We start from the raw sequence: 22,933 nt of genomic DNA, 5'->3' as shown, positions 1-22,933 counted from the left end.
CGGCGAGGGGCACCCAGCCACCTCTCCCTCCCCGGGGCACGGGGAACCGCGCGCTCAGCCCCCGCGGACCCGCACCCGGCAAAGCCCCGAAGACCCCGTCAGACGTAGAACCGCGACAAGCTCTGCAGCACCGCCGCCGGCTTCCCCACCCCCTCGATCTCGATCGTGCCGTCGACGACGACCTGCACCCCTCCCGGCACGTCCAGGACCTCCGCGAGCTTCGCGACGAGCCGTATGCGCGAACCCACCTTCACCGGCGAGGGAAAGCGCACCTTGTTCAGCCCGTAGTTGACCTTCGTGGTCACCCCCCGGACGTCCAGCAGCCCGGTGAAGAGCGGGATGAACAGCGACAGGGTGAGATACCCGTGCGCGATGGGCGCCCCGAACGGCCCCCGCGCCGCCTTCTCCACGTCCACGTGGATCCACTGGTGGTCCCCCGTCGCCTCGGCGAAGGTGTTGACGCGCTCCTGCGTGACCTCGATCCACTCGCTCGTGCCGAGGTCGCCCCCGACGAGTTTCCTGAGTTCGTCGACACCGTTCACCGTGATCGTCATATGGCTCTCCCTAGGGGGAATCGGTCCCGTACCGGCGGCGGACACGGGATTTGAGCAGCTTGCCGGAGGCCGTCCGCGGCAGTTCGTCCGCGAGCACCACCGACTTCGGGATCTTGTACTTGGCGAGGTGCCCGGTGAGGGACGCGAGGACCTCGTCGGGGTCCAGCTCGACGCCCTCGCGCGGTACGACGACCGCGCGCGGCACCTCGCCCCACTTCTCGTCGGGCACGCCGATGACCGCGCACTCGGCGACACCGGGGTGGGCGAGGAGCCGGTCCTCTATCTCGGCGGGATAGACGTTCTCGCCACCCGAGATGATCATGTCCTTGATGCGGTCGACGACGGTCACGTAGCCGTCCTCGTCGATCCGGGCGGCGTCCCCGCTGCGGAACCAGCCGTCGCTGAGGACGGCCGCGGTCTCGTCGGGCAACTTCCAGTAGCCGGACATGACATGGGGCCCGCGGACGACGATCTCGCCGGTCTCGCCGACCCCGACGCCCGCGCCGGCTTCGGCGGCTTCGGCGACGTCGTGCGGGGTGAGGCCCGTCCGTACCACCCGCACGTCGCTGAAGAAGTGCGGCACGCCCGCCGAGCCCGCCTTGGCCACCGCGTGCTCGGCGTCCAGGAAGAGCGCACCGGGCGAGGTCTCGGTCATGCCGTAGCCCTGGAGGAAGGTGAGGCCGCGCCGCTGGTAGGCGGCGATGAGCGGGGTCGGTACGGGTGAGCCGCCGCAGCTGAGCATGCGCAGCGAGGACAGGTCGGCGTCGGCCCAGCCCGGCTGGCGGGCCACCTGCTCGAACATGGTGGGCACGCCGAACATGAAGGTGATCCGGTGCCGTTCGATCAGGCCGAGGGTGGCCGCCGGGTCGAAGGTCTCGACCAGGACACAGGTACCGCCCTTGAGGAGGACGGGCAGGGTGAGCATGTTGAGCCCGGCCGTGTGGAACAACGGGGCCGACACCAGTGCCCGTTCGTCCGCGATCAGGTCCTGGTCGACCAGGACGTTGACGGCGTTCCAGGTGAGGTTGCCGTGGGTGAGCATCGCGCCCTTGGGGCGGCCCGTCGTGCCCGAGGTGTACATGATGACGCAGGTGTCGTCGGCCGTGACGGGTTCGTCGATCGCTCCGCCGGAGGCCGAGGCGAGCAACCGCTCGTAGTCGGCGCCCACTTCGACGTACGTACGCACATCGCAGGTGTCCGGCAGGCCGGCGATCAGCCCCTCGGACGCCGGCCCGTGCACGAGGACCTCCGCGCCGGAGTCTTCGAGCTGGTAGGCGATCTCGGGTCCGGCGAGGCGGGTGTTGAGCGGGACGAAGACCGCGCCGAGCGTGCCCGCCGCGAACAGCGTCTCCAGATAGGAGGGGTGGTTGGGGCCGAGGTAGGCGATCCGGTCGCCGTGGCGCACCCCGCAGGCGCGCAGCGCGTGGGCGAGGCGGGTGGTGCGCTCGTACAGGCCGCCGTACGTGAGGGTCGTGCCGTGGTGGATCAGGGCGGTGCGGTGGGGGGTCTTGCGGGCCCGGCGGGCGGGCCACGACCCCAGTCCCTCGTTGCGCATGCCATACCCCTCGGGGCTCGGTGTGTCCGGTCAGGGCGTGGTGAGGCCGAGCAGCCGGGCGGCGTTCTCCTTGAGGATCTTCGGCCGGACCTCCTCCTTGACGGGCAGCTTCGCGAAGTCGGCGAGCCAGCGGTCCGGGGTGAGGACCGGGTAGTCGGAGCCGAACAGCACCTTGTCCTTGAGCAGGGTGTTCGCGTACTGCACGAGCTGCGGCGGGAAGTACTTCGGCGACCAGCCGGACAGGTCGATGTGGACGCCCGGCTTGTGGGTGGCGACCGCGAGGGCCTCGTCCTGCCAGGGGAAGGACGGATGCGCCAGGATGATCTTCAGATGCGGGAAGTCCGCCGCCACGTCGTCGACGTGCAGCGGGTTGGAGTACTTGAGGCGGATGCCGCCCCCGCCGGGCACGCCCGCGCCGATGCCGGTCTGCCCCGTGTGGAAGAGGGCGATGGCGCCGGCCTCCTCGATGACCTCGTACAACTCGTACGCCACGGAGCGGTCGTTGGGGAAGAAGCCCTGGATGCTCGGGTGGAACTTGAAGCCCTTCACCCCGTACTCCTCCACCAGCCGGCGGGCCCGTCGCACTCCCGCCTTCCCGCGGAAGGGGTCGACGGAGGCGAACGGGATCAGCACGTCCGGGTTGGCGGCGGCGGCCTCGGCGACCTCCTCGTTCGGGACGGGTTCGGTGCCGGTCGCGGACTCGGCGTCGACCGTGAAGATCACGGCGGCCATCCTGCGCTCCCGGTAGTACGCGGCCGTCTCCTCCAGGGTCGGTTTCCGCTCGCCCTCGACCTTGAAGTAGGCGCTGGACGCCGCGTGCAGGTCCTCGGTGAGGGAGGACGTGCCCTTGGAGGAGACTTCGGCATGGGTGTGTACGTCGATGGCGACCAGGTCGTCGATGTCCATCGCGGCGGTCATGACGCCTCCGGAGCCTTGGCCGCGAGCACGGGCGCGGGGATGCCGACCGTCTGCGGTTCGGCGCCGACCGAGGTGTGCCAGACCTCGGCGAGTGCTTCGGGCGTCCAGCCGCCGTCCGCGTACGCCGCTCGGATCTCCTGGGGGTGGGACCACAGGGTCACCTTGTCGCCGCCGATGCCGATGGCCTGGCCGGTCACCCCGCGGGCGGCCTCGGAGGCCAGGAAGGGGACGAGGGCCGCGCAGTCCTCGGGGGTGCCGAAGCCCTCGCCCTTGCGCAGGAGGTCGGGCAGCGGTTCGCCGCGTCTCATGGCCTCGATGTAGGGCGCGAAGGCCGGAATGGTCTCGGTCATCGCGGTCGCGGCCACCGGCACGATCGCGTTGACGGTGATGCCCGCGCGCCCCAGCTCCATCGACCAGGTACGGGCCATGGCGGCGATGCCCGCCTTGGCGGCGGAGTAGTTGGTCTGTCCGAAGTTGCCGCGCTGCCCGGCCGGTGAGCCGACGAGGATCAGCGTGCCGCCCCCGCCCTGCTCCCGCATGCGTACGGCGGCGGCGCGGGCGCAGGTGAAGGTGCCCTTCAGATGGGTGGTGAGCACCGCGTCGAAGTCGTCGTCGGTCATCTTCCACAGCACCCTGTCGCGCAGGATGCCCGCGTTGGTGACCAGGACGTCGAGGCGGCCGAACTCCGCGACCGCGCGGCCCACCAGGCGGTCCGCGGCCTCGGCGGTGCCGACCGCGACCACCTCGGCCACGGCCGTGCCGCCCGCGCGGGTGATCGCCTCGACGGCCTGTTCGGCGACGGCCTCGTCCACGTCGTTGACGACCACCGAGGCGCCGGCGGCGGCCAGGGCGTGCGCGTAGGCCAGGCCGAGGCCACGGCCGGAGCCCGTGACGACGGCGGCCTTGCCGGTGAGATCGATGCTGGGCACAGGGGGTCCCTTCGGGAGGCGGAACGGCCGGCCGGCGACCGGCGTCCGGGGCGCGGAATCGAAGCTAAGGACAATAGTTGTCGACGTCAATAGTTGTTGCCGACCGAGCTGTGCGCCATGCTGGTCCCGTACGGACGCAGTGCCCGGCCCGTGTCCGGGCCACGACCAGGGAGCCCGCCATCGCCCGCCAGCCGCATGCCACCGACCCCTCGCCCGCGGATGCCGCGCCGATCGACGCCCAGGAACCGTGGATGCGCGGGCTGCACGCGGACACCGGCTATCTGCTGTACCGGATGGGCCTGCGCTCGGGTCAGATGTTCAACTCGTTCCTCCAGGAGTCCGGGCTGCGGCTGCGGCACTACGCGCTGCTGCGCTTCCTGGCCACCTCCGAGGGGGCGCTCCAGCGGGAACTGAGCGCGCGGCTCGGCTACGACCCGAGCGCGATCGTCGGCCTGGTCGACGACCTGGAGAAGCTGGGGTTCGCCGAGCGCCGCCCCTCCCCCGACGACCGCCGCAGCCGCACCGTCGTACTGACCGGGGACGGACGCGCCTTCCTGCGCGACACCGACGAGGCGGGGCTGCGCGTCACGGACGGCCTGCTCGGGCCGCTCGACCCCGCCGAGCGGGAGATCCTGCACGCGCTGCTGCGGCGCGTCGCCGAGACCGAGCTCGACTCCGGCGCGTAGAACGGCGCGGCCCATGACCCCCCTGTCCGCGGCCGACCGTCTGCTGGCCGTGCTCGCCGCCTTCGACCACGGCCACCCGGCGCTCTCCCTCACGGAGATCAGCCGCCGGGCCGGGCTCTCCCTCACCACCGCGCACCGGCTCGTGGGCGCGCTCGGCGACTGGGGCGCCCTGGAGCGTGACGCGGACGGGATCTACCACGTGGGCCTGCGGCTGTGGGAGCTGGCGGCGCTCTCGCCGCGCGGGCTCGCGCTGCGGCAGATCGCGCTGCCGTACCTGGAGGACCTGTACGAAGCCACGCACGAGAACGTGCAGTTGGCCGTGCGCGACGGCTCCGAGGTCGTCTACATCGAGTGGATCTCGGGCCGTTCGGCCGTCGGCGTGAAGATCCAGGTGGGCGCGCGCTGGCCGCTGCACGCGACCGGGGTGGGACTCGCGCTGCTCGCCCACTGCGAACCGGCGTTCCAGGAGACATACTGCGGCGGACCGCTCGCCGGCTTCACCCCGCACACCCTCACGGACCCGGCCGCACTGCGCCGGGTACTCGCCGAAGTCCGGCGCTCCGGAGTAGTGGTGAGTGACCGTCAGATCACTGAGGACGCCCTGTCGGTGGCCGCACCGGTGCGCGGGCCGGGCGGACCGGTGACCGCGGCGGTCTCGGTCGTGGTACCCGAACGCGGGGCGCAGACACCGGCGTTGATACCGGCGGTACGGCTGGCCGCCCGCGGGATCTCCCGGGCACTGGGGTGGCAGCCGGAGCCGCCGGGAGGATGACCGGCCACACGCGGTTCACCCGCGGTGGGAGCCGATCGACATCCCTCTCACCGGTGAGGACGCGGCCCGGGCCCCGCGCCGATACTGGCACCGCCCCGTCCCCGAGGAGCCGCCCATGCCTGCCTCGACCGCCTCACCCGGCTCGTCCGGCTCGTCCGTGTCTCCCTGGATCGCTCCTGCCGTCGCCCGCCTGCGCACGGCCGACCCGTACGTCGTCGACAACGCGGCGAACAGCACGAGGACGGCGAGCGCGGTCTCGGACTGACCCTCGCCGTGCTGATCGACGCGACGTTCGTCCGGATGCTGCCCGTCCCCGCGACCACGGCCCTGCTGGGCCGGCGCGCGTGGTGGGCGCCGGGGCGACTGCGCCGGGCGCACGAACGGTTCGGGCCGAGCGAGGAGGTGCGGCCCGCCGCACCCGAACTCACCGAGCAGCGCTGATGCCCGCGGAGCCGGGCCAGGTGGAACCGCGGCTATCCTCCGGCGGCCAGCCGCCTCTTGTCCGGCTTCCCGCCGGGCGTGACCGGTATTTCCCGGATGAGGGTCAGCCGGGTCGGCGCGCTCGCCTCCTCCAGGTTCGCCGTGACCAGCGCGCGCAGTTCGCACAGGTCCGGGGTGCGTCCCTCGGCAGGTACGACGAAGGCGTGCACCGCTTCGCCCGTGTCGTCGTCGGGGACGCCGACGACGTACGCCTCGGCGACCGAGGGATGGGTGGCGAGGAGTCGTTCGACGGGTCCGGCGTAGTAGACGTTCGCGTTGACGATGATCACGTCGCGGGTCCTGCCGGTCAGCCACAGCCGGCCCCCGGGGTCGAGCCGGCCCAGGTCGCGGGTGCGCACCCAGCCGTCGACGAACACCTCGGCGGTGAGGGCGGGTTCCCCCCAGTAGCCGACGCTCTGTCCCGGCGTCCGGACGTGGAGTTCACCGTCGGTGCCCGGCGGGACGGGGCGGCCCGAGGTGTCCCTGATCTCCAGGTCGACGGGCGGCACGCCGAGCGAACCCGGCTCGTCCTCCGGGGTGGCCATCGAGATCATGCCGGTCTCGGTCTGGCCGTACCCGTGGAAGACGACCGGGCCGAGCACTTCGGAGGCCTCGCGGAGCCGCCCCGGCTCCAGCGGGGAGCCGGACACCATCAGGGCACGCAGGCTGCCGAGGTCGGCGGGCGACGCGCGCTGGGCCGCCGTGAGTCTTCGCAGGCCGGCCACCGTGATGACGCTCGCGGTCGCGCGGTGCCGCTCGATGCTGTCGGGAAAACTCGGCGGTTCGACGGTGACCAGGGTGCCGCCGGCGGCGAGGGCGAGGAGGCCGTACTCCATCATCACCTGGCTGGCCAGGGTGCCGAACACCAGGAAGCGGTCCAGCCGTGCGGCGAGCGCCCGCACGGCGGGCGGCCAGGCGTCCGGCCGGAGCGCCCAGGCACCGGTCATCGCCGCGTAGGTCTGTACGCAGGCCTTCGGGACGCCGGTGCTGCCGCTGGTGTGGATGAGCCGGGCGATGTCCCGCGGCCCGGCCGACGGCGTCGGCCGCACGCCGTCGTCCCGCGCCACCAGCAGGTCGGCCAGCGCGAGGACCTTCCCGGGCCCCTGCCGGTCGGTGTCCGCGCCGTCCGGCCGGTCGGTGACCGTGAAGGCCGTGTCCGCGAGCAGATGCCACCGCTGACGTACCGTCAGGCCGGGACGCACGCCTACGACGCGGGCACCGACGACGTGCGCCGCGACGATCGCGGCGAACGCCTCGGGGCTCACGCCGAGCCGCAGGGCGACCCCGTCACCGGGTCCGATGCCCCGCACGCGCAGCCCGTGGGTCACGCGTCGTACGGTCCCGAGGAGTTCGGCCGCGGAGACCGCCCGGCCGGCGTGCTCGAAGACCGGACGGCGGCCTGCCGCGTCGAGCAGGTCCAGGACCCGGCCGGGGAACTGCTCAGTCAAGGCAGGCCTTGACGAACGCCGCGAGCGGCTGCCGGTGGACCTCCGGGACGTCCCACTCGTTCTCCAGGTTCTCCGCCAGATGGTGGGTGGCGCTCAGGACTCCGTCGCGGTAGTGGCGTACGACGGGGTGGAGATAGCTGGAGTCCATCGCGTGCTCGACGTCGTTCTCGGTCACCCGCGGGACGGTGACGTCGAACGGATCGACGCCGTCGTGGTCGGCCCCGTATTCGAGGTCGACCACGAACCGGTGGGCGGCGGGTCCGAGGCAGCCGTCGGCGACGTACTCCAGCGGGACCTCCTCCTGGTGGGTGACGCGGTCCGCGTCCACCGTGATCACGTCGCCGAGGACTCCGAACTGCTGCCACAGGGCGGAGGACCGGTTGACGCGGGCGACGACGGCGTCGGCGATCGCCTCCGGTGCCGTGGCGAGCGGCCGGGAGGGCCAGGGTTCGCCGTGGTGGCGGGCACCGAGGACGCGGTACAGGGCGCGTGCCCCGTAGCGGAAGCCGTGGACGAAGCCGCTGGTGCCCTTCTTGAAGTCGCGCTGCTGGGTCAGCGTGCCGGCGAAGTGCAGGTCCGGCACGTTGACCGACTCGTAGGCGGAGTTCTGTTCGGGGAAGCGCCCGTCGATGACGAGGGCGGGGCGGCAGGTCTCGTCGAAGGCGTCGGCGTCGAAGCGGAATCCGGCGCACAGGATGATCCGGTCGTAGAGCAGTTCGCGCAGGCGTTCCGTGGTGCGGGCATAGCGGAAGGTGACCCGGAACCTGCCGTCGGACGTCTTGTCGATGTTCTCCACGGTGCCGTCCAGGACTGCGTTCTGCGACTTGAGCTGGTAGCTGTCCAGGAAGTTGTTGTTCACCGCGCGCAGATGCCCGACGAAGTGCGTCTTCCAGGCCATCTTGAGCGAGTGCGGTCCGGCCACGTGGATGACCGCGGCCTTCGCCATGAGGGCTTCGGCGGTCTCGAAGGCGGAGTTGCCCTTGCCGACGACCAGCACGCGCTGGTTGGTGAAGGAGCCCGGGTCGACGTCGAACTCGTCGTACCGTTCGGCCAGTTCGATGCCGGGGATGGCGGGCTCGTGGAGCCGGGAGACGCCGGTCGCCACGACGAGCCGGCGGGCCTGCCGGTCCTGACCGGCGGCGTCGCGGACCGTGAAGACGCCGTCCGCTCGGGAGACCCGGACGACGTCGGTGCCGTACGCGACACGGACGCCGGTACGGTCGGCGAAGTCGGCCAGATAACGTACGAAGTCGTCGGCCTGGGGGAAGTACTCCTCGCTGTACCGGCTGAACAGCAGGTCCGGGTCGTCGCTGAGCAGCGAGTTCCAGTCCATCCGGAGGTTGAGTTCGGGGTCGGTGTATCCGGTGTTCACCTTGTTGATCGATATGAGCTGTCGATGTCGGGGGTACCTGGTGAAGAACGTGCCGGGCCCGTCTCCGCGCTCCAGGACGAGGTAGTCCCGTCCGTCGCGTTCCAGGAGAGCGGCGAGCTGAAGTCCGGCCGGTCCGGCCCCGATGATCAGGTAATCGCGCACCATGTACGGGACGTTAGTGCCGTCACATCAGAAGGCTCTGAGATTGCCCCGCGGCGGGTCAGGCGTGCACGGAACCCGCCCCGGCCGAGGGCGCGGAGGAAGCCTCCGTGCCGGCGGTCTCCGCCGTGGGGGACATACCGCGTTCGATGCGTTCGGGCAGGGCCAGCCGGTAGAGCGGCACGGCGCCCGCGGTGGTGAGGACGGCGACCAGGACGAGCATGGAGAAGACGTCCTTGCCGATCATGCCCTGGGCGAGGCCTATGTTGATGAAGATCAGGATCATGAGGCCGCGGGCGTTCATCAGGGCGCCCACCGCCCAGGACTCACGCCAGCTGAAGCCGATGCCGCGCATGGCGAGGGCGCACCCGAGGTACTTGCCGGTGAACCCGGCCACGAGGATCAGCAGGAGCGGCCCGATCATGGCCCATCCGGCGACTCCGCCCAGTTCGGTGTTGAGGCCGGAGAAGGTGAAGAAGACGGGCAGCAGCAGCACGCAGACGAGGTCCATCATGCGGGTGTGCAGGGCCTGGCGGAAGGCGTCGTTCCTGGGCATGGCCAGTCCGGCGACGAAGCCCCCGAAGACCGAGTAGATGCCGATGTAGTCGGTGAACAGGCCGCAGAGCAGCACGATGCTCACGACGAGGTACATCTGGTCGAAGCCGAACAGGCCGGTGCGTTCGACCCTGTCACCCATCGGACGCAGGAGCCGCGACACGACGGTGAGCATCACGACGGTGAAGGCGACGGTCAGGCCGATGGCGCGCAGGGCGTGGGGCAGGCCGGCGCCGGTGTGCATGGCGGACAGCACGGCGAGGAAGCACCAGGCCGCCGCGTCGTCCACGGAGGCGCCGAGGAGGGTCATGCGGCCGAGCGGCGAGTTCTCCAGTCCGCGTTCGTAGAGGATGCGGGCGAGCATCGGGAAGGCGGTGATGGACAGGGCGCCGCCGAGGAAGAGGGCGAACTCGAAGGAGGAGACGCCGGGTTCGGAAAGGCGGTCGTGGAGCAGATACCCCGTCGCGGCACCGAGCAGGAGCGAGGGGACGATGCCGGACACCGCCAGTACGGCCGCGTTCCTGGTGTCCTTGGTGCCGCTGCCGGGGGTGTGGTCGAGGCCGACCCCGACCAGGAACATGAAGAGGGTCAGGCCGAGGGTGCTCAGCACGTAGAGGATGGGTTTCACCTCGGCGGTGAAGACGGCCTTCTGGGCCTCGGGGAAGAGGGCGCCGAAGAGCGTGGGGCCCAGCAGGACGCCGGCCACCATCTCGCCGAGCACCCGTGGCTGCCTCACCCACAGGGCGAGACGGCCGCAGAGGGCGGACGCGGCGAGGATGATCACGATGGCGGGCAGGACCCGCAGGACGAGTTCGAGGTTCTTGTCGGTGGTGGCTGCCAGCAAAGTGGTGGGCACGGCCAGCTCCTGGGGTCGTCAGCGACGTGCGGGGACGTGGGGCGGGGGCCCGGGACCACGGCCTCGGCCGGCCGGGCAGCCGCTGGGCGGATGCTCTTCGAAGTAGCGGCCCGCCAGTCGCCGCCGGCGGGCGTGCAGCACCATGACCGTGCCCAGCACCAGTTGCCGGACGCCGCGGGTGACGTCCTCCACCGCGTTGCGCGCCCGCATGCGGCGCCGCAGTGCGTCGAGCCGGCGCGGGGCGGGCGGCATGCCGTGCGGGATGAGCAGACAGGGGGCGCGGTGCGGGATCGACCGGGTGTGCGGGACCGTCGAGTCCAGCCGGAAGCGGCGCAGCACCTCGCGTACGGCCGCGCGCAGCACCAGCGGGGACAGCCGCCAGGCCGGGCAGGGCCGGTTCGCCGCGATGCCGTACGGGATGTGGTGGGCTTCCTTGACCGAGAGGGTGGCCCAGCGGTCCGGGTCGAACTCGTCGGGCCGGTCGTAACCGGTGGCGTGGTAGCCGGGGTAGCTGAAGCACACCACGGTGCCGGGCGGCAGCACGGTGTCCTCGTCGAGCGGGATCTCGTCCGTGGTGATGCGGTGCGCGATGCCGAAGAGCGGGTACAGCCGCATCGTCTCGTCGAGCACCCGCGTGAGGTACCGGTCCTCCTCGGAGTCGTCCATGACGCGCTGTTGCGCCTCGGGGTGGCGCGCCAGGGCGAGCAGGACGTGTGCGGTCGCCTCCGACAGCTGCACCACGGCGGTGTTGAACATCGTTCCCTGGAGGTAGTGCACCTGCTCCGACAGTGACAGCGTCCGCGGGAGCGGATACGGCACCTCGCCCGCCACGACTCTGCGGCGCACGTACTCCGTCAGTCGGGCCCGGCGCCCGGGGTGGCGCAGTGAGGTGCACTTCAGCGCGCTGATCACGTCGTCGGCGTGTGCGGTGATCAGGTCCCGGGCGTGCGGCGGGCACGGCTCCCTGAACACCAGCTCGTAGCAGAACTCGGCCCAGGCGGGCATCACCAGATCACGCAGGCGCACCTGGCTGATACGCCCGTCCGGGACCGTGTCCAGGGTGCGGGCGACGGCGCGCGTGGCCTGGGCCATGAGCTCGCCCGACGTGCCGGCCAGCATCCGCCGGGTCGTCGCGGCCACGTCCTCGTACCGCTCGCCGGGTTCCAGATGCTCCTGGTGGACCTCGGGTCCCGGGGAGAGCCAGTACCAGAACAGGTCGGACAGGCCCGCGCCGGCGCTGCGTCCGTTCGCCGCGGGGTGCGCGTAGACGCGTTCGAACACCTCCGGGCCGTGGGTGGCGTTGGGCAGGGTCACCGCGCGGTCGCCGTTGGCCTTCTCGAAGATGCGGACGCGCAGCGCCACCACGGCGCGCGGCAGCCACCAGGTGTCCGCCGTGGCCGGCCTGGTCCCGCTCCTCACCACGTCTCTCCCCCGCGGACGACCATGTCCCTCGTCAGATCGGCGTTGTGGCGCCCTCCGCACAGCGCGAGCGTGTGGTCGTACTCGTCGCGCAGCGTGGCCAGTACCGCTCGGACTCCGGCCTCTCCGTCGGCGGCCAGGCCCCACATCACCGGGCGCCCCACCCCGACGGCCGTCGCGCCCAGCGCCAGGGCGACGGCGATGTCACTGCCGCGGCGCACCCCGCCGTCCATCAGCACCGGTATACGGCCCGCGACGGCCTCGGCGACCGCCGGCAGGCAGTCGAGGGCGGCCGGGACGGCGTCGCACTGGCGGCCCCCGTGGTTGGAGACGATCACTCCGCTCGCGCCGTGCTCGACGGCCAGCCGCGCGTCCGCCGGGTGCAGGACTCCCTTGACCAGTACGGGAAGCGCGGTCATGCGCGGGATCTCGCCGAAGTCCCGCCAGGTCGGGGCGGCGGACATGGGGATGTCCGTGAGGGAGCCGGGCGGGGCGCCGGGCAGATCGCGCATGTTCTCCGCGGCGTGGCCCGGCGGCAACTCGGTGAAGCCGTGGCGCAGATCCCTGGTGTGCCGGCCGAACACCGCCGAGTCGACGGTGACCACCAGCGCCGTGCAGCCCGCCCGTTCGGCGCGCCGCACCAGTGTCTCGGTGACCTCTGCGCGCGGGTGGAGGTACAGCTGGAACCACACCGCCGGGTCGGGGGCCGCCTCGCGGGCCGCGGCGACGACGGCGTCGACCGCCGTGGTCGCGGCCGTGCCCGTCACCAGCACGGCTCCCTCGGCCGCGGCGGCACGGGCCGTGGCGCCCTCGCCGTCCGGATGCATCAGCCGGTGGAAGGCGGTGGGGGCGACGATCACCGGTGCGGCCCGCTGGGCACCCGGCAGACAGGCGGTGGTGTCCCGCGTCTCGCTGCCGCACAGGACCCGTGGCAGCAGCAGACAGCGGTCGAAGGCCCGCTCGTTGGCGGACAGGACGCGTTCCTCGGCCGCCCCGCCCGCCACGTAGTCGTAGTGGACGGGGTCCAGTGTCCTGCGGGCCGCGTCGTGCAGCGCGCGCAGGGTCACGGTGTCACCGGGGCGACGGAGCCGAGGCGGTCGGCGAGGAACGCGAGCAGCGGGGCGCGGTGGAACTCCTCGCTGTCCCACTCGTTCTCCAGGTTCTCCGTCATGTGGTGCTCGGCCACGAGTCCGCCGGCCCGGTACCAGCGGACGACCGGATGCAGGTAGCGGCCGTCGAGACCCGCCATGTCCTGCTGCGACTTGCGCCCCGCGGTGACGTCGAAGGGATCCACCCGGTCGTGGTCCGCGCCGTACTCCAGGGTGATCACCGCGTACGCGTCCGCCGGCCCGAAGTCGCCCGCGCGTACGGCGTCGGGCACATGGCGGACGGGAACCTCCTCCGCGTACCGCATGCTGCCGTCCGGGGCGACGAGCAGCAGGTCGCCCAGGACGGCGAACTGCTGCCACAGCGCGGAGGACCGGTTGACGCGGGTGATGACCGCGTCGGCGGCCCGCTCGACGGCGTCGCCCAGCTCCGTCACCGGCCAGGCCTCGCCGTGGTGGCGCCCGCGCAGCACGCGGTGCAGGGCGCGCACCGCGTAGCGGAAACCGTGGATGAAGCCGGTGGTGGACTTCTTGAAGTCGGGGCCCTGGGTCAGGGTCCCGGCGAAGTACAGACCGGGCACGTTGGTCGACTCGCCGACCGGGGTGAGGGCGGGAAAGCGCCCGCCGACGATCAGCTCGGGGAGACAGGCGGCGTCGAAGATCGAGGTGTCGAAGCGGAATCCGGTCGCGACGATCACCCGGTCGTAGCGGAGGTCCTTGACCACCTCGTCGACCCGCTCGAACGAGACCGGCACGGCGAAGCCGTCCGTCTCCCGGCGGATCTCCAGCACCCGGCCGTCCAGGAGCGCGTTCTGCGACTTCAGCTGGTAGCTGTCGAGGAAGTTGTTGTTCACCGCGCGCAGATGCCCCACGTAGTGCGACTTCCAGGCCAGCCGCAGGGAGCCCGCTCCGACGAGGTGGATGACCGCCGCGGTCTCCATCAGGCTGTCGGCCGTCTCGAAGGCGGAGTTGCCCCGGCCGATGATCAGTACGCGCTGGTCGGTGAAGGACTGCGGGTCAGGGTCGAACGTGTCGTAGCGTTCGGCCAGTTCGACGCCCGGAACGGCCGGCAGGTTCGGCTGGAACACTCCGGTGGCGACCACCACGCGCCGGGCGTGCCGCACCGTGCCGGTGTGATCGGTGACCGCGAATCCTCCGCCGCCACCGGCTCCGTCACCGCCGCCGTCGTCATCGTCATCGTCATCGTCGGTACGGGAGATCCGCGTCACCGTGGTGTCGTAGCGCACCCGCACCCCGGTACGGTCCGCGTAGTCCGCGAGGTAGCGGACCAGGTCGTCGGCCGACGGGAAGTACCGCGGGCTGTACCGGGTGAAGAGCAGCTCGGGATCGTCGCTCAGCAGGGAGTTCCAGTCCATGCGCAGCCGTAGTTCCGGATCGTCGTATCCGGTGTGCACCTTGTTGATCGAGATCAGTTGGCGATGCCGGGGAAAGCGCGTGAAGAACGCGCCCGGAACGCTCCCGCGCTCCAGGACGACGTAGTCCGCACCGTCACGCTCCAGGGAGGCGGCGAGCTGTAGTCCCGCGGGCCCCGCTCCGATGATCAGGTAGTCGTGCGCCATGGCCCAGAAGCTATCCACCGGTTTTCAGAGCGCTCTGAGATTCCCCGCCTAGCTTCTCAGGGGTGCTCACCACCATGGACACCGTCTCGCTGACCGCCCCGCTGGACTCCGCCGTCCTGCGCCGCGCGGCCACGCCGCTCACCGTCACGGTGGACGACGGGACCCGTGCGCGCGTCGACCGCAGCCGACAGCTCTTCCACGACCTGCTGCACGGCGGCGGAGAGGGCGGCGGGAGCAACGGCGACCGTGCCGCAGGCGGCGGCCGGGAGAGCCGTATCTACGGCGCCACCACGGGCTTCGGCGCACTCGTCGGTTACGCGGGCCGTGCCGACGAGGCCGACCAGTGCGACAACACCCTGGCCCATCTCGGCGCGGGCCAGGGCCCGGACCTGCCGCTGGAGATCACGCGCGCGGCCCTGCTGCTGCGCACCCGGTCCCTCGCCCAGGGGCTCTCCGGTGTGTCCGCCGAGGTCGTCGAACGGCTCACCGCCATGTTCGCCACGACGTTCACCCCCGCCGTCCCGCGTTACGGCTCGGTGGGGGCGAGCGGGGACCTGATCCCGCTCGCCTATGCCACGCAGGCGCTGCGGGGCCGCGGACACGCCTACGTGGACGACCGCCGGCTGCCGGCCGCCGAAGCCCTGACCGCCGCCGGCCTGCGCCCGCTCGTCCTCGACGGCCGGGACGCCCTCGCCCTCGTCAACGGCACCTCCGTCACCAGCGCCGCCACCGCGCTGGCCCACGACACCCTCCGCGCCGCACACCGTGCGCTGGCCGGTCTCACCTGCCTGCTGGCCGACCTCCTCGGCTGCGACCCCGGCTTCCTCGACGAGGACCTGCTGCGCGCCTACGGCCACCCCGGCGCGGCCCACGTCGGCGCACGCATGCGGCACACCCTGACCGGTGTCACGCCGTCGGGTACCCGGCCCCTGCAGGAGCCGTACAGCATCCGCTGCGCCCCGCAGCTGCTCGGCGCCGCGGAGGACGCCCTGCGCTACGTCGACGGTGTGGTCGCCGCGGACCTCGGCGGCGTCAGTGACAACCCGCTGTTCTTTCCCGGCGACGTGGGGGCGGGAGAGAACGCGGGGACGGGGGCGGCGGCGAAGGTGGTGCACGGCGGGAACTTCTTCGGCCAGCCCGCCGCCTTCGCCGCCGATCTGCTGGCCTGTGTCACCGCCCAGCTGGGCAACCTGGCCGAGCGCCAGCTCGACCTGCTGGTGGACCCGGCGCGCAACGGCGGGCTGCCGCCCATGCTCGCCACCACGCCGGGGCAGCAGCACGGACTGCAGGGCGTACAGCTGGCCACCACCGCCCTGGTCGCCGAGATCCGCCGCGCGGCGGCACCGGCCGGCATGCAGAGCCTGCCGACCAACCTCCACAACCAGGACGTCGTCCCGTTCGGCACCCAGGCCGCCCTGCGCTCCTACGACATGGCGGAGCTGCTCCGCCTGCTGTGCGGGTCGCTCGCCCTCGGGCTGCGCCAGGCCGCGCACGTCGGGGCGCGCCGCCCCACCGCGCCCCGCTGCGGCGGGCTGCTCGACCTCCTCGTCGAGACGGTTCCCGCGGTCGAGCGGGACCGCCCGCTGGACGCCGACGTCCGTGCGGCGGCCCGGCTGCTCGTCACGACCGACCTGCCGTGACCGGCTGCGCCGGATCAGGGACGGGCGCCGAAACGCACTCCGGCAGCCGGACGGTGAACCGGGCGCCGCATCCCGGGCGGCCGGTCGCGGCCACCGTGCCGCCGTGATGGGCGATGACCTCCCGCAGCAGCGCGAGCCCCAGACCGTACCGCCCGCCCCCGTCACCGCGGTGGAACCTCTCGAACAGCAGCTCCGCCTCGGCGGGCTCGAAGCCGGACCCGGTGTCCGCGACGGTCAGCTGGACCGTCCCGCCGGTGCGCGCGAGGTCCACCTCGATCCGCCCGCCCGCCGGGGTGTGTCCGATCGCGTTCACCAGCAGCTCGCCGACGGCGCGGCGCAGGGCGGACTCGATGCCGTCGACGCACAGCGGATACGAGGGGCCGTTCACGACCACGGTGAGGCCGCCCTCGTGTGTGCGGTCCGACTCCTCGGCGACCACCGACCGGGCCAGCGTGACCAGTTCGACATGGCGGTGTTCCGACCGCCGCGCCGGGTCCGCCGCGAGACTCGCGGACAGCAGCAGATCGTCCAGTACCTCACCGAGCCGGCTGACCGACCCCACCAGCCGGGCCAGCCCGTCCCGGTGCCGGGCCGGGAGGTCCTCGTCGGCCGCCTGCCGTGACAGCACCTGCGCCCGCGTGTACACCTGGGTGATCGGGGTGCGCAGCTCGTGGCTGGCGTCCGCGACGAACCGTCGCTGGCGGGCGAGGGCCTCGGCGAGCGGGGCCACCGCCCGGTTCCCCAGGACCGCGCCGGTCACGGCCGCGGCGATCAGCCCCACGATCTCGGCGACGCCGAGCGCGGACCACAGGTATCTGCGGTCGGCGAGCTGGAAACGCATGTCGAAGACCGCCTGGACCAGTTCGCCGTCCGTCCTGACCTGCGTACGCACGAGGTAGACCGTGTCGTTGCGCCGTACCGTGCGCTCCACGGCCTGCCCGGTCCGCCGCGCCCGGTCCATGTCGGCGCGCACCGGGAACCCGGCCGGGGCGTTCGCGAGCGGGGTCGCTCCGGGCGCGTACAGCCAGGTGCACACCGGCGGGCTCGACAGGCCGCCGCGCGCCGCGCCGTAGCGCAGTTCGCGCCGTACCTGATCGTCCTGCGCGTGGGTCATGACCGTGTGGGCCACACCGCCCACGAGCGTGATCAGCAGGGTGATGGTGAGAGCGGTGATCACGGAGATCCGCAGGCGTGCCCGGCGCACCGCCGCCCCTTCCGCGTACGCCGACGCCCTCACAGCGACCCCAGTCGGTAGCCCAGGCCACGGACCGTGCGCACCACCTGCCGGCCGAGTTTGCGGCGCAGGTAGTAGACGTAGGTGTCGACGATGGAGGACGCGGGCGCCTCGTGGAAGACCGCCCGGCGCAGTTCCGCCCGCGAGTACACGGTTTCGGGGCGGGAGGCCAGCACCCACAGCAGTTCGAACTCCCGCGCGGCGAGCCCGATCCGCTCGCCGTCGGCGAGTTCCACCTCGCGGTGGCTGACGTACAGGTGCCCCGAGCCGATCCGCAGCACGTCGGCCACATCGAGTGCGCGTCTGCACAAGGCCCGTAATCGGGCGCTGAGTTCATCGAGTTCGAAGGGCTTGACCAGGTAGTCGTCGGCGCCGGCGTCGAGCCCGTCGACCCGGTCGTGCACCGTGCCCATCGCGGTCAGCAGCATGACCGGCGTACGGACCGCGCGGGACCGCAGCCGGCCCAGCAGGTCGAGGCCGTCCAGGCCCGGCAGGCGCCGGTCGACGACGAGCACGTCGTACTGACGCGCCAGGCCCAGATGCAGGCCCCGCTGGCCGTCCGTCGCCACGTCGACGGCGTACCCCTCCTGCCGCAGTGTCTCGGAGAGCATGGAGCCCAGCTCCCGGTCGTCCTCGACCAGCAGCAACCGCCGGGGGTCGTGCGCGCGAACTTGTCCCACCGTCCCGTTCCCCTCGTCCCGGTGCCCGTCAACGCCCGTGCGTGACACGCGAGTTCCGTGTACGGGAAGGCGCGGCCGAACGAGGATTCGATCGGCAGGACGAAGCTAGCGCGTGCCCCCCGGGGAAGGCGCTCCGGCGGCGGAACCGAGGCTCGTTTTCTGTGCGTGCGGGCAGTCGTCCCGGGCCGCCGCCCCCTCTCTTCCGCTCCCCGCCCCTCCTTCACGGTGTGAACTCCCGGGCCCCCGCACGGCTTTTACCGCTTTACCTCTTGACGGCCGGAGTACTGAAGAGCACATTGGCCGCGCAGCAGTGATGAGAGCGCTCTCAACAGCTCTCGGCAACACCCCGCGCACCCCCACTTCCGTACGTGAAGAGGCACCCATGAGGGAAACTTCCGGCACCCCCGCAAGACCCGGTCGGATACGGCGTTCGGTCATCGCGCTCGTCGGCGTGCTGAGCCTGGCGGCGGCCGGGGCCTCGGCGGCACAGGCGGACGCGCCCGCGCCGCCCAGCGGCTGGACCCAGGTCTTCGTCGACGACTTCAACGGCAGCGCCGGCACCGGCGTCAACACCTCGAACTGGCAGTACTCGACCGGCCACGGCTATCCGGGCGGGCCCTCCAACTGGGGTACGGGCGAGATCGAGAACATGACGTCCAGCACCAACAACGTGGCGCTGGACGGCGCCGGCAACCTGCGGATCACCCCGCGGCGCGACACGTCGGGCAACTGGACCTCGGGCCGCATCGAGACCAACCGCACCGACTTCCAGCCGCCCGCCGGGGGCAAGCTGCGGGTGCAGTCCCGGATCCAGATGCCGAACGTGACGGGCGCCGCCGCCCGCGGGTACTGGCCGGCGTTCTGGATGCTGGGCGCGCCCTACCGCGGCAACTACCAGAACTGGCCGGCCGTCGGCGAGCTGGACATCATGGAGAACGTCCAGGGCCTCAACACCGTGTGGTCCACGATGCACTGCGGCACCAACCCGGGCGGCCCGTGCAACGAGACGACCGGCATCGGCAGTTCCCGCGCCTGTCCCGGCACGACCTGTCAGGCGGGCTTCCACACGTACGGCCTGGAGTGGGACAGGTCGACGAGCGTGGAGGAGATCCGCTTCTACGTCGACGGCGTCAACTACCACACCGTACGGGCCAACCAGGTGGACGCGACGACCTGGGCGAACGCCACGAACCACGGGTACTTCATCATCCTGAACGTGGCGATGGGCGGCGGTTTCGTGGACGCCTTCGGCGGTGGCCCGGACGGTGCCACGGTGCCGGGCAACCCGATGGTCGTGGACTACGTGCAGGTGCTCACGTCGGGCGGCGGCACCACCCCTCCGCCGACCGGCAACCGTGACGCGTACAGCGCGATCCAGGCCGAGTCGTTCGACGGCCAGAGCGGCACGATCACCGAGACCACCACCGACTCGGGCGGCGGCCAGAACATCGGCGCCCTCGCCAACGGCGACTGGGCGCAGTACAAGGGCGTCAACTTCGGCTCCACGGCGGCCAGGCAGTTCGTCGCCCGGGTGGCGAGCGGCGCGGGCAACTCCGTCAGCGGCCTGGTCGAGGTCCGCCTCGACAGCCGTACGAGCACACCCATCGGCAGCTTCGCGCTGGCCAACACCGGGGGCTGGCAGAGCTGGCGGACCGTACCCGCGAACATCAGCAACGTCACGGGCACGCACGACGTCTACCTCACCTTCACGAGCGGCCAGCCGGCTGACTTCGTGAACGTGAACTGGTTCAACTTCGGTCACTGAGAACGTAGTCGAGCGTAGCCGAGTCACCTCCAGCCCTGGTGGGGGCGGTCCTGACGGGCCGCCCCCACCAGGGTTCCTCAGCGCAGCTCCGTCCGGAACGTCACCGGTGTCGTGCCCGTGTGCTGGGTGAAGAACTTGGAGAAGTTGGCCGCGTCCGGGAAGCCCACGACGGCGCCGACGCGGCCGATCGGCATGTCCGTGTGGGCCAGCAGGCGCTTGGCCTCCAGGACCACCCGTTTGTCGATGAAGCCCTTGGGGGTCTCGCCGGTCGCGGCGCGGACCGCGCGGACCAGGGTGCGCCGGGAGTAGCCGAGGGCGTCGGCGTAGGCGCTGACACTGTGGTTGGTGGCGAAGCCCTTCTCGACGGCCTCGCGGAAGCGGGTGAAGGTGCTGTCCGTCCGCGCGTGGGCCGCGTCGGCGGCGCCGGCCGCGAGGTGGGCCAGGCGCAGCAGGAACGCGGTCAGGCTGTGCCGCAGCACGGCGGTGTGCAGGCTGAGCGGCAGGGTGCCCGTGTCGACGTACTCGCGCTCCAGGTGGGCGAGGGAGTTCTCCAGCGCGGTGAGCCGGCCGCGGTCGGGGCGCAGCAGCGGGGGCAGGTCGTAGCGGTAGAGGCCGGCCGCCTCCACGGTGGCGCGGGGCAGGAAGCCCGGCTGCATGATCAGGGCGGTGCCGCGGTAGTCCGCCGGCGAGGAGAAGCGGTGCACCTGGCCGGGCCGGATCCACAGGATCTCGCCGTCCCCCGCCTCGTACTCGTCGAAGTCGATCATGTGCCGGACGGGGCCGCCCCGGAAGAGCAGGACCACATGGAAGTCGATCCGGTGGACGCGCTCGATCTGTTCACCCGAATGCCAGCTGCGGCCTGCTTCCATCGGGCCCACCTGCATGCCCACGCCGAGGACGCTGCGGTCGACGGGGAAGGGAAAGGTTCTGATCCCGCTCCGGAACCCGTCCTCGAATTGAGTGCTTGTGTCCGCCATATCCTTCTCTTGCCGGTTCGGTCCCGTGATCGTTGTCCCACTTTCACCAAAGGCTGACACAGGGGCACCTTCCCCAGAATAAGTCCGACTTTTAAGGTTGAACGCATCAGAGCAGTTACCGGGCTTCCCGTGAGGATTTGTTGAAGATGAGCGCGCAGACACCCGACGGCTTGGAGTGGACCGACCTGGACCGGCGAGCCGTCGACACGGCCCGTCTTCTGGCGGCGGACGCCGTGCAGAAGGTCGGCAACGGCCACCCGGGCACCGCGATGAGTCTGGCCCCGGCCGCGTACACCCTCTTTCAGAAGGTGATGCGCCACGACCCGGCAGACCCGGAGTGGACCGGCCGCGACCGCTTCGTCCTCTCCCCCGGCCACACCTCGCTGACGCTCTACACCCAGCTCTTCCTCTCCGGCTACGAGCTGGAGCTGGACGACCTGAAGGCGTTCCGCACCCATGGCTCGAAGACGCCGGGGCACCCCGAGTACGGCCACACCGCCGGGGTCGAGACCACCACGGGCCCGCTGGGCCAGGGCGTCGCCAACGCGGTGGGCATGGCGATGGCCGCCCGCTACGAGCGCGGCCTCTTCGACCCGGACGCCCCCGAGGGCGAGTCCCCCTTCGACCACACCATCTGGGGCATCGTCTCCGACGGCGACCTGGAGGAGGGCATCTCCGCCGAGGCGTCCTCACTGGCGGGCCACCAGAAGCTCGGCAACCTCGTCTTCGTCTACGACGACAACCACATCTCCATCGAGGGCGACACCGCCACGGCCTTCTCCGAGGACGTGCTCAAGCGCTACGAGGCGTACGGCTGGCACGTCCAGCGGGTCGAGCCCTCGGCGGACGGCGACTCGGCCGGTGACATCGACGTACCCGCGCTGTACGAGGCCCTGACCGCCGCCAGGAACGAGACCGGGCGGCCCTCGATCATCGCGATGCGCACGGTCATCGCCTGGCCCGCCCCGAACGCGCGGAACACCGAGGCCTCGCACGGCTCGGCGCTGGGCGCGGAGGAGATCGCCGCCACCAAGCGCCTGCTGGGCTTCGACCCCGAGCAGTCCTTCGAGGTGTCGGACGAGGTCCTGAACCACGCCCGTCGCGCCCTCGACCGCGGCGCCGAGGCCCACGCCGCCTGGAACAAGCAGCTCGCCGAGTGGCGCACCGAGCAGCCCGAGCGCGCGAAGCTCTTCGACCGGATCGTGGCGGGACAGCTCCCCGAGGGCTGGGAGGGCGCGCTGCCGGTCTTCGAGGCCGGCACGTCCGTGGCGACCCGCGCGGCCTCCGGCAAGGTGCTGCAGGCGCTCGGCGGTGTGCTCCCCGAGCTGTGGGGCGGCTCCGCCGACCTCGCGGGCTCGAACAACACGACCATCGACAAGACGAGCTCGTTCCTCCCGAAGGGCAACCCGCTCCCCGGGGCCGACCCGTACGGCCGCACGATCCACTTCGGCATCCGCGAGCACTCCATGGCCGCCGAGATGAACGGCATCGCGCTGCACGGCAACACCCGTATCTACGGCGGCACCTTCCTGGTGTTCTCCGACTACATGCGCAACGCCGTCCGGCTGTCCGCACTCATGCAGCTCCCCGTCACGTACGTGTGGACGCACGACTCCATCGGCCTCGGCGAGGACGGCCCGACCCACCAGCCGGTCGAGCACCTCGCCTCGCTGCGCGCCATCCCCGGCCTGAACGTCGTGCGCCCCGCCGACGCCAACGAGACCGCCATCGCCTGGGCCGAGATCACCCGGCGGCACGCGGTGAACCCGGCCCCGCACGGCCTGGCCCTCACCCGTCAGGGTGTACCGACGTACGAGGCCGACGCCGACGCGGCCAAGGGCGGCTACGTTCTGCGCGACTCCTCCACCGAGGTGCCCGACGTGCTCCTGATCGCGACCGGCTCGGAGGTGCAGCTCGCCGTTGCGGCACGCGAACAGTTGGAAGCCGAGGGAGTGGGCACCCGGGTGGTGTCGATGCCGTCCGTGGAGTGGTTCGAGGAGCAGTCCGCCGAGTACCGGGAGAGTGTCCTGCCGACAGCTGTGAAGGCCCGCGTGGCGGTCGAGGCGGGCATCGGTCTCACCTGGTACCGGTACGTCGGCGACGCCGGACGCATCGTCTCCCTGGAGCACTTCGGGGCCTCCGCCGACGCCGGGATCCTGTTCGCCGAGTACGGCTTCACCGCCGAGAACGTCGCCGCGTCCGCGCGGGAATCCGTTGCCGCCGCCCGCGGTTGATTCGACTGCACGAA

Annotated in this window: 19 protein-coding genes and 1 pseudogene; 7 read left to right on the top strand and 13 right to left on the bottom strand. The window is 71.8% G+C overall.

What is annotated here, in order from left to right:
- Window positions 1–98: 98 nt before the first annotated feature.
- The 4 genes from K3769_RS33505 to K3769_RS33490 are packed head-to-tail and all read right to left on the bottom strand — an operon-like array spanning window position 99 to window position 3,956.
- A complete protein-coding gene (locus tag K3769_RS33505) occupies window positions 99–554 on the bottom strand; it encodes a MaoC family dehydratase (protein ID WP_267029990.1) in 456 nt (151 codons plus the stop codon).
- A 10-nt stretch (window positions 555–564) separates the two neighbouring features.
- A complete protein-coding gene (locus tag K3769_RS33500) occupies window positions 565–2,109 on the bottom strand; it encodes an acyl-CoA synthetase (RefSeq protein WP_267029989.1) in 1,545 nt (514 codons plus the stop codon).
- A 30-nt stretch (window positions 2,110–2,139) separates the two neighbouring features.
- Complete coding sequence (locus tag K3769_RS33495; protein WP_267031646.1) at window positions 2,140–3,015, bottom strand: amidohydrolase family protein; 876 nt, start codon at window positions 3,013–3,015, stop codon at window positions 2,140–2,142.
- Window positions 3,016–3,023: 8 nt separating this feature from the next.
- The gene (locus tag K3769_RS33490) at window positions 3,024–3,956 is read right to left on the bottom strand and encodes an SDR family NAD(P)-dependent oxidoreductase (protein WP_308216416.1); all 933 of its coding nucleotides are present in this window, start codon (window positions 3,954–3,956) and stop codon (window positions 3,024–3,026) included.
- Between the two features lie 251 nt (window positions 3,957–4,207).
- On the opposite strand from K3769_RS33490, the gene K3769_RS33485 reads away from it, so the two are divergent.
- The 4 genes and pseudogenes from K3769_RS33485 to K3769_RS33470 all read left to right on the top strand — a co-directional run.
- Window positions 4,208–4,642 carry a MarR family winged helix-turn-helix transcriptional regulator gene (locus K3769_RS33485; protein WP_267031644.1) on the top strand — a complete coding sequence of 145 codons (435 nt, stop codon included), beginning with the start codon at window positions 4,208–4,210 and terminating at the stop codon, window positions 4,640–4,642.
- A gap of 13 nt (window positions 4,643–4,655) precedes the next feature.
- On the top strand, window positions 4,656–5,414 hold the full coding sequence (locus tag K3769_RS33480; protein ID WP_267029988.1) for an IclR family transcriptional regulator: 759 nt from the start codon (window positions 4,656–4,658) through the stop codon (window positions 5,412–5,414).
- A 115-nt stretch (window positions 5,415–5,529) separates the two neighbouring features.
- The gene (locus K3769_RS33475) at window positions 5,530–5,679 is read left to right on the top strand and encodes a hypothetical protein (protein ID WP_267029987.1); all 150 of its coding nucleotides are present in this window, start codon (window positions 5,530–5,532) and stop codon (window positions 5,677–5,679) included.
- A pseudogene (locus K3769_RS33470) lies at window positions 5,667–5,855 on the top strand (hypothetical protein); the annotation flags it as partial. The gene K3769_RS33475 and the pseudogene K3769_RS33470, both read left to right, overlap by 13 nt.
- A gap of 32 nt (window positions 5,856–5,887) precedes the next feature.
- Here the strand turns inward: K3769_RS33470 and K3769_RS33465 are convergent.
- The 6 genes from K3769_RS33465 to K3769_RS33440 are packed head-to-tail and all read right to left on the bottom strand — an operon-like array spanning window position 5,888 to window position 14,389.
- Entirely contained in the window at window positions 5,888–7,342 is a 1,455-nt protein-coding gene (locus tag K3769_RS33465) for a class I adenylate-forming enzyme family protein (protein WP_267029986.1), read from the bottom strand.
- Window positions 7,335–8,879, bottom strand: a complete 1,545-nt coding sequence (locus K3769_RS33460) for an NAD(P)-binding domain-containing protein (protein ID WP_267029985.1) — start codon at window positions 8,877–8,879, stop codon at window positions 7,335–7,337. Before K3769_RS33460 ends, K3769_RS33465 begins: the two co-directional genes overlap by 8 nt.
- 55 nt (window positions 8,880–8,934) lie before the next feature.
- Window positions 8,935–10,284: a cation:proton antiporter gene (locus K3769_RS33455; protein ID WP_267029984.1), complete on the bottom strand. Its 1,350-nt coding sequence runs from the start codon at window positions 10,282–10,284 to the stop codon at window positions 8,935–8,937.
- 18 nt (window positions 10,285–10,302) lie between these two features.
- The gene (locus K3769_RS33450; protein WP_372515094.1) at window positions 10,303–11,706 is read right to left on the bottom strand and encodes a cytochrome P450; all 1,404 of its coding nucleotides are present in this window, start codon (window positions 11,704–11,706) and stop codon (window positions 10,303–10,305) included.
- The gene (locus tag K3769_RS33445) at window positions 11,700–12,770 is read right to left on the bottom strand and encodes an alpha-hydroxy acid oxidase (protein WP_267029982.1); all 1,071 of its coding nucleotides are present in this window, start codon (window positions 12,768–12,770) and stop codon (window positions 11,700–11,702) included. The genes K3769_RS33450 and K3769_RS33445 overlap by 7 nt, the downstream gene beginning before the upstream one ends.
- Window positions 12,767–14,389 (bottom strand): NAD(P)-binding domain-containing protein, encoded by a 1,623-nt coding sequence (locus K3769_RS33440; protein ID WP_267029981.1) that lies wholly within the window; start codon window positions 14,387–14,389, stop codon window positions 12,767–12,769. The genes K3769_RS33445 and K3769_RS33440 overlap by 4 nt, the downstream gene beginning before the upstream one ends.
- A 62-nt stretch (window positions 14,390–14,451) precedes the next feature.
- On the opposite strand from K3769_RS33440, the gene K3769_RS33435 reads away from it, so the two are divergent.
- Window positions 14,452–16,029, top strand: a complete 1,578-nt coding sequence (locus tag K3769_RS33435) for an aromatic amino acid ammonia-lyase (RefSeq protein ID WP_267029980.1) — start codon at window positions 14,452–14,454, stop codon at window positions 16,027–16,029.
- Here K3769_RS33435 and K3769_RS33430 read toward each other — a convergent pair.
- Together K3769_RS33430 and K3769_RS33425 are read right to left on the bottom strand one after the other, a co-directional pair.
- Window positions 16,010–17,233, bottom strand: coding sequence for a sensor histidine kinase (locus K3769_RS33430; RefSeq protein ID WP_267029979.1), 1,224 nt, complete (start codon window positions 17,231–17,233; stop codon window positions 16,010–16,012). The genes K3769_RS33435 and K3769_RS33430 overlap by 20 nt on opposite strands.
- Before the next feature lie 29 nt (window positions 17,234–17,262).
- Window positions 17,263–17,943, bottom strand: coding sequence for a response regulator transcription factor (locus K3769_RS33425; RefSeq protein WP_267029978.1), 681 nt, complete (start codon window positions 17,941–17,943; stop codon window positions 17,263–17,265).
- 382 nt (window positions 17,944–18,325) lie between these two features.
- Between K3769_RS33425 and K3769_RS33420 the strand changes: the two genes are divergently transcribed.
- A complete protein-coding gene (locus K3769_RS33420) occupies window positions 18,326–19,708 on the top strand; it encodes a glycoside hydrolase family 16 protein (RefSeq protein WP_267029977.1) in 1,383 nt (460 codons plus the stop codon).
- Window positions 19,709–19,785: 77 nt separating this feature from the next.
- On the opposite strand, the gene K3769_RS33415 is transcribed toward K3769_RS33420, so the two are convergent.
- Window positions 19,786–20,685, bottom strand: a complete 900-nt coding sequence (locus K3769_RS33415) for a helix-turn-helix transcriptional regulator (protein WP_267029976.1) — start codon at window positions 20,683–20,685, stop codon at window positions 19,786–19,788.
- Between the two features lie 146 nt (window positions 20,686–20,831).
- Between K3769_RS33415 and tkt the strand changes: the two genes are divergently transcribed.
- The gene (tkt, locus tag K3769_RS33410; protein WP_267029975.1) at window positions 20,832–22,919 is read left to right on the top strand and encodes a transketolase; all 2,088 of its coding nucleotides are present in this window, start codon (window positions 20,832–20,834) and stop codon (window positions 22,917–22,919) included.
- Window positions 22,920–22,933 lie beyond the last annotated feature (14 nt).

Source organism: Streptomyces ortus, assembly GCF_026341275.1.
Taxonomy (GTDB): Bacteria; Actinomycetota; Actinomycetes; order Streptomycetales; family Streptomycetaceae; genus Streptomyces; species Streptomyces ortus.
This window is presented reverse-complemented; position numbering and strand designations above follow the sequence as displayed.

Coding starts and splice junctions, on each gene's coding strand:
- K3769_RS33505 (WP_267029990.1), bottom strand. CDS start 554: ATGACGATCACGGTGAACGGTGTCGACGAACTCAGGAAACTCGTCGGG.
- K3769_RS33500 (WP_267029989.1), bottom strand. CDS start 2,109: ATGCGCAACGAGGGACTGGGGTCGTGGCCCGCCCGCCGGGCCCGCAAG.
- K3769_RS33495 (WP_267031646.1), bottom strand. CDS start 3,015: ATGGACATCGACGACCTGGTCGCCATCGACGTACACACCCATGCCGAA.
- K3769_RS33485 (WP_267031644.1), top strand. CDS start 4,208: ATGCGCGGGCTGCACGCGGACACCGGCTATCTGCTGTACCGGATGGGC.
- K3769_RS33480 (WP_267029988.1), top strand. CDS start 4,656: ATGACCCCCCTGTCCGCGGCCGACCGTCTGCTGGCCGTGCTCGCCGCC.
- K3769_RS33475 (WP_267029987.1), top strand. CDS start 5,530: ATGCCTGCCTCGACCGCCTCACCCGGCTCGTCCGGCTCGTCCGTGTCT.
- K3769_RS33460 (WP_267029985.1), bottom strand. CDS start 8,879: ATGGTGCGCGATTACCTGATCATCGGGGCCGGACCGGCCGGACTTCAG.
- K3769_RS33440 (WP_267029981.1), bottom strand. CDS start 14,389: ATGGCGCACGACTACCTGATCATCGGAGCGGGGCCCGCGGGACTACAG.
- K3769_RS33420 (WP_267029977.1), top strand. CDS start 18,326: ATGAGGGAAACTTCCGGCACCCCCGCAAGACCCGGTCGGATACGGCGT.
- K3769_RS33415 (WP_267029976.1), bottom strand. CDS start 20,685: ATGGCGGACACAAGCACTCAATTCGAGGACGGGTTCCGGAGCGGGATC.
- tkt (WP_267029975.1), top strand. CDS start 20,832: ATGAGCGCGCAGACACCCGACGGCTTGGAGTGGACCGACCTGGACCGG.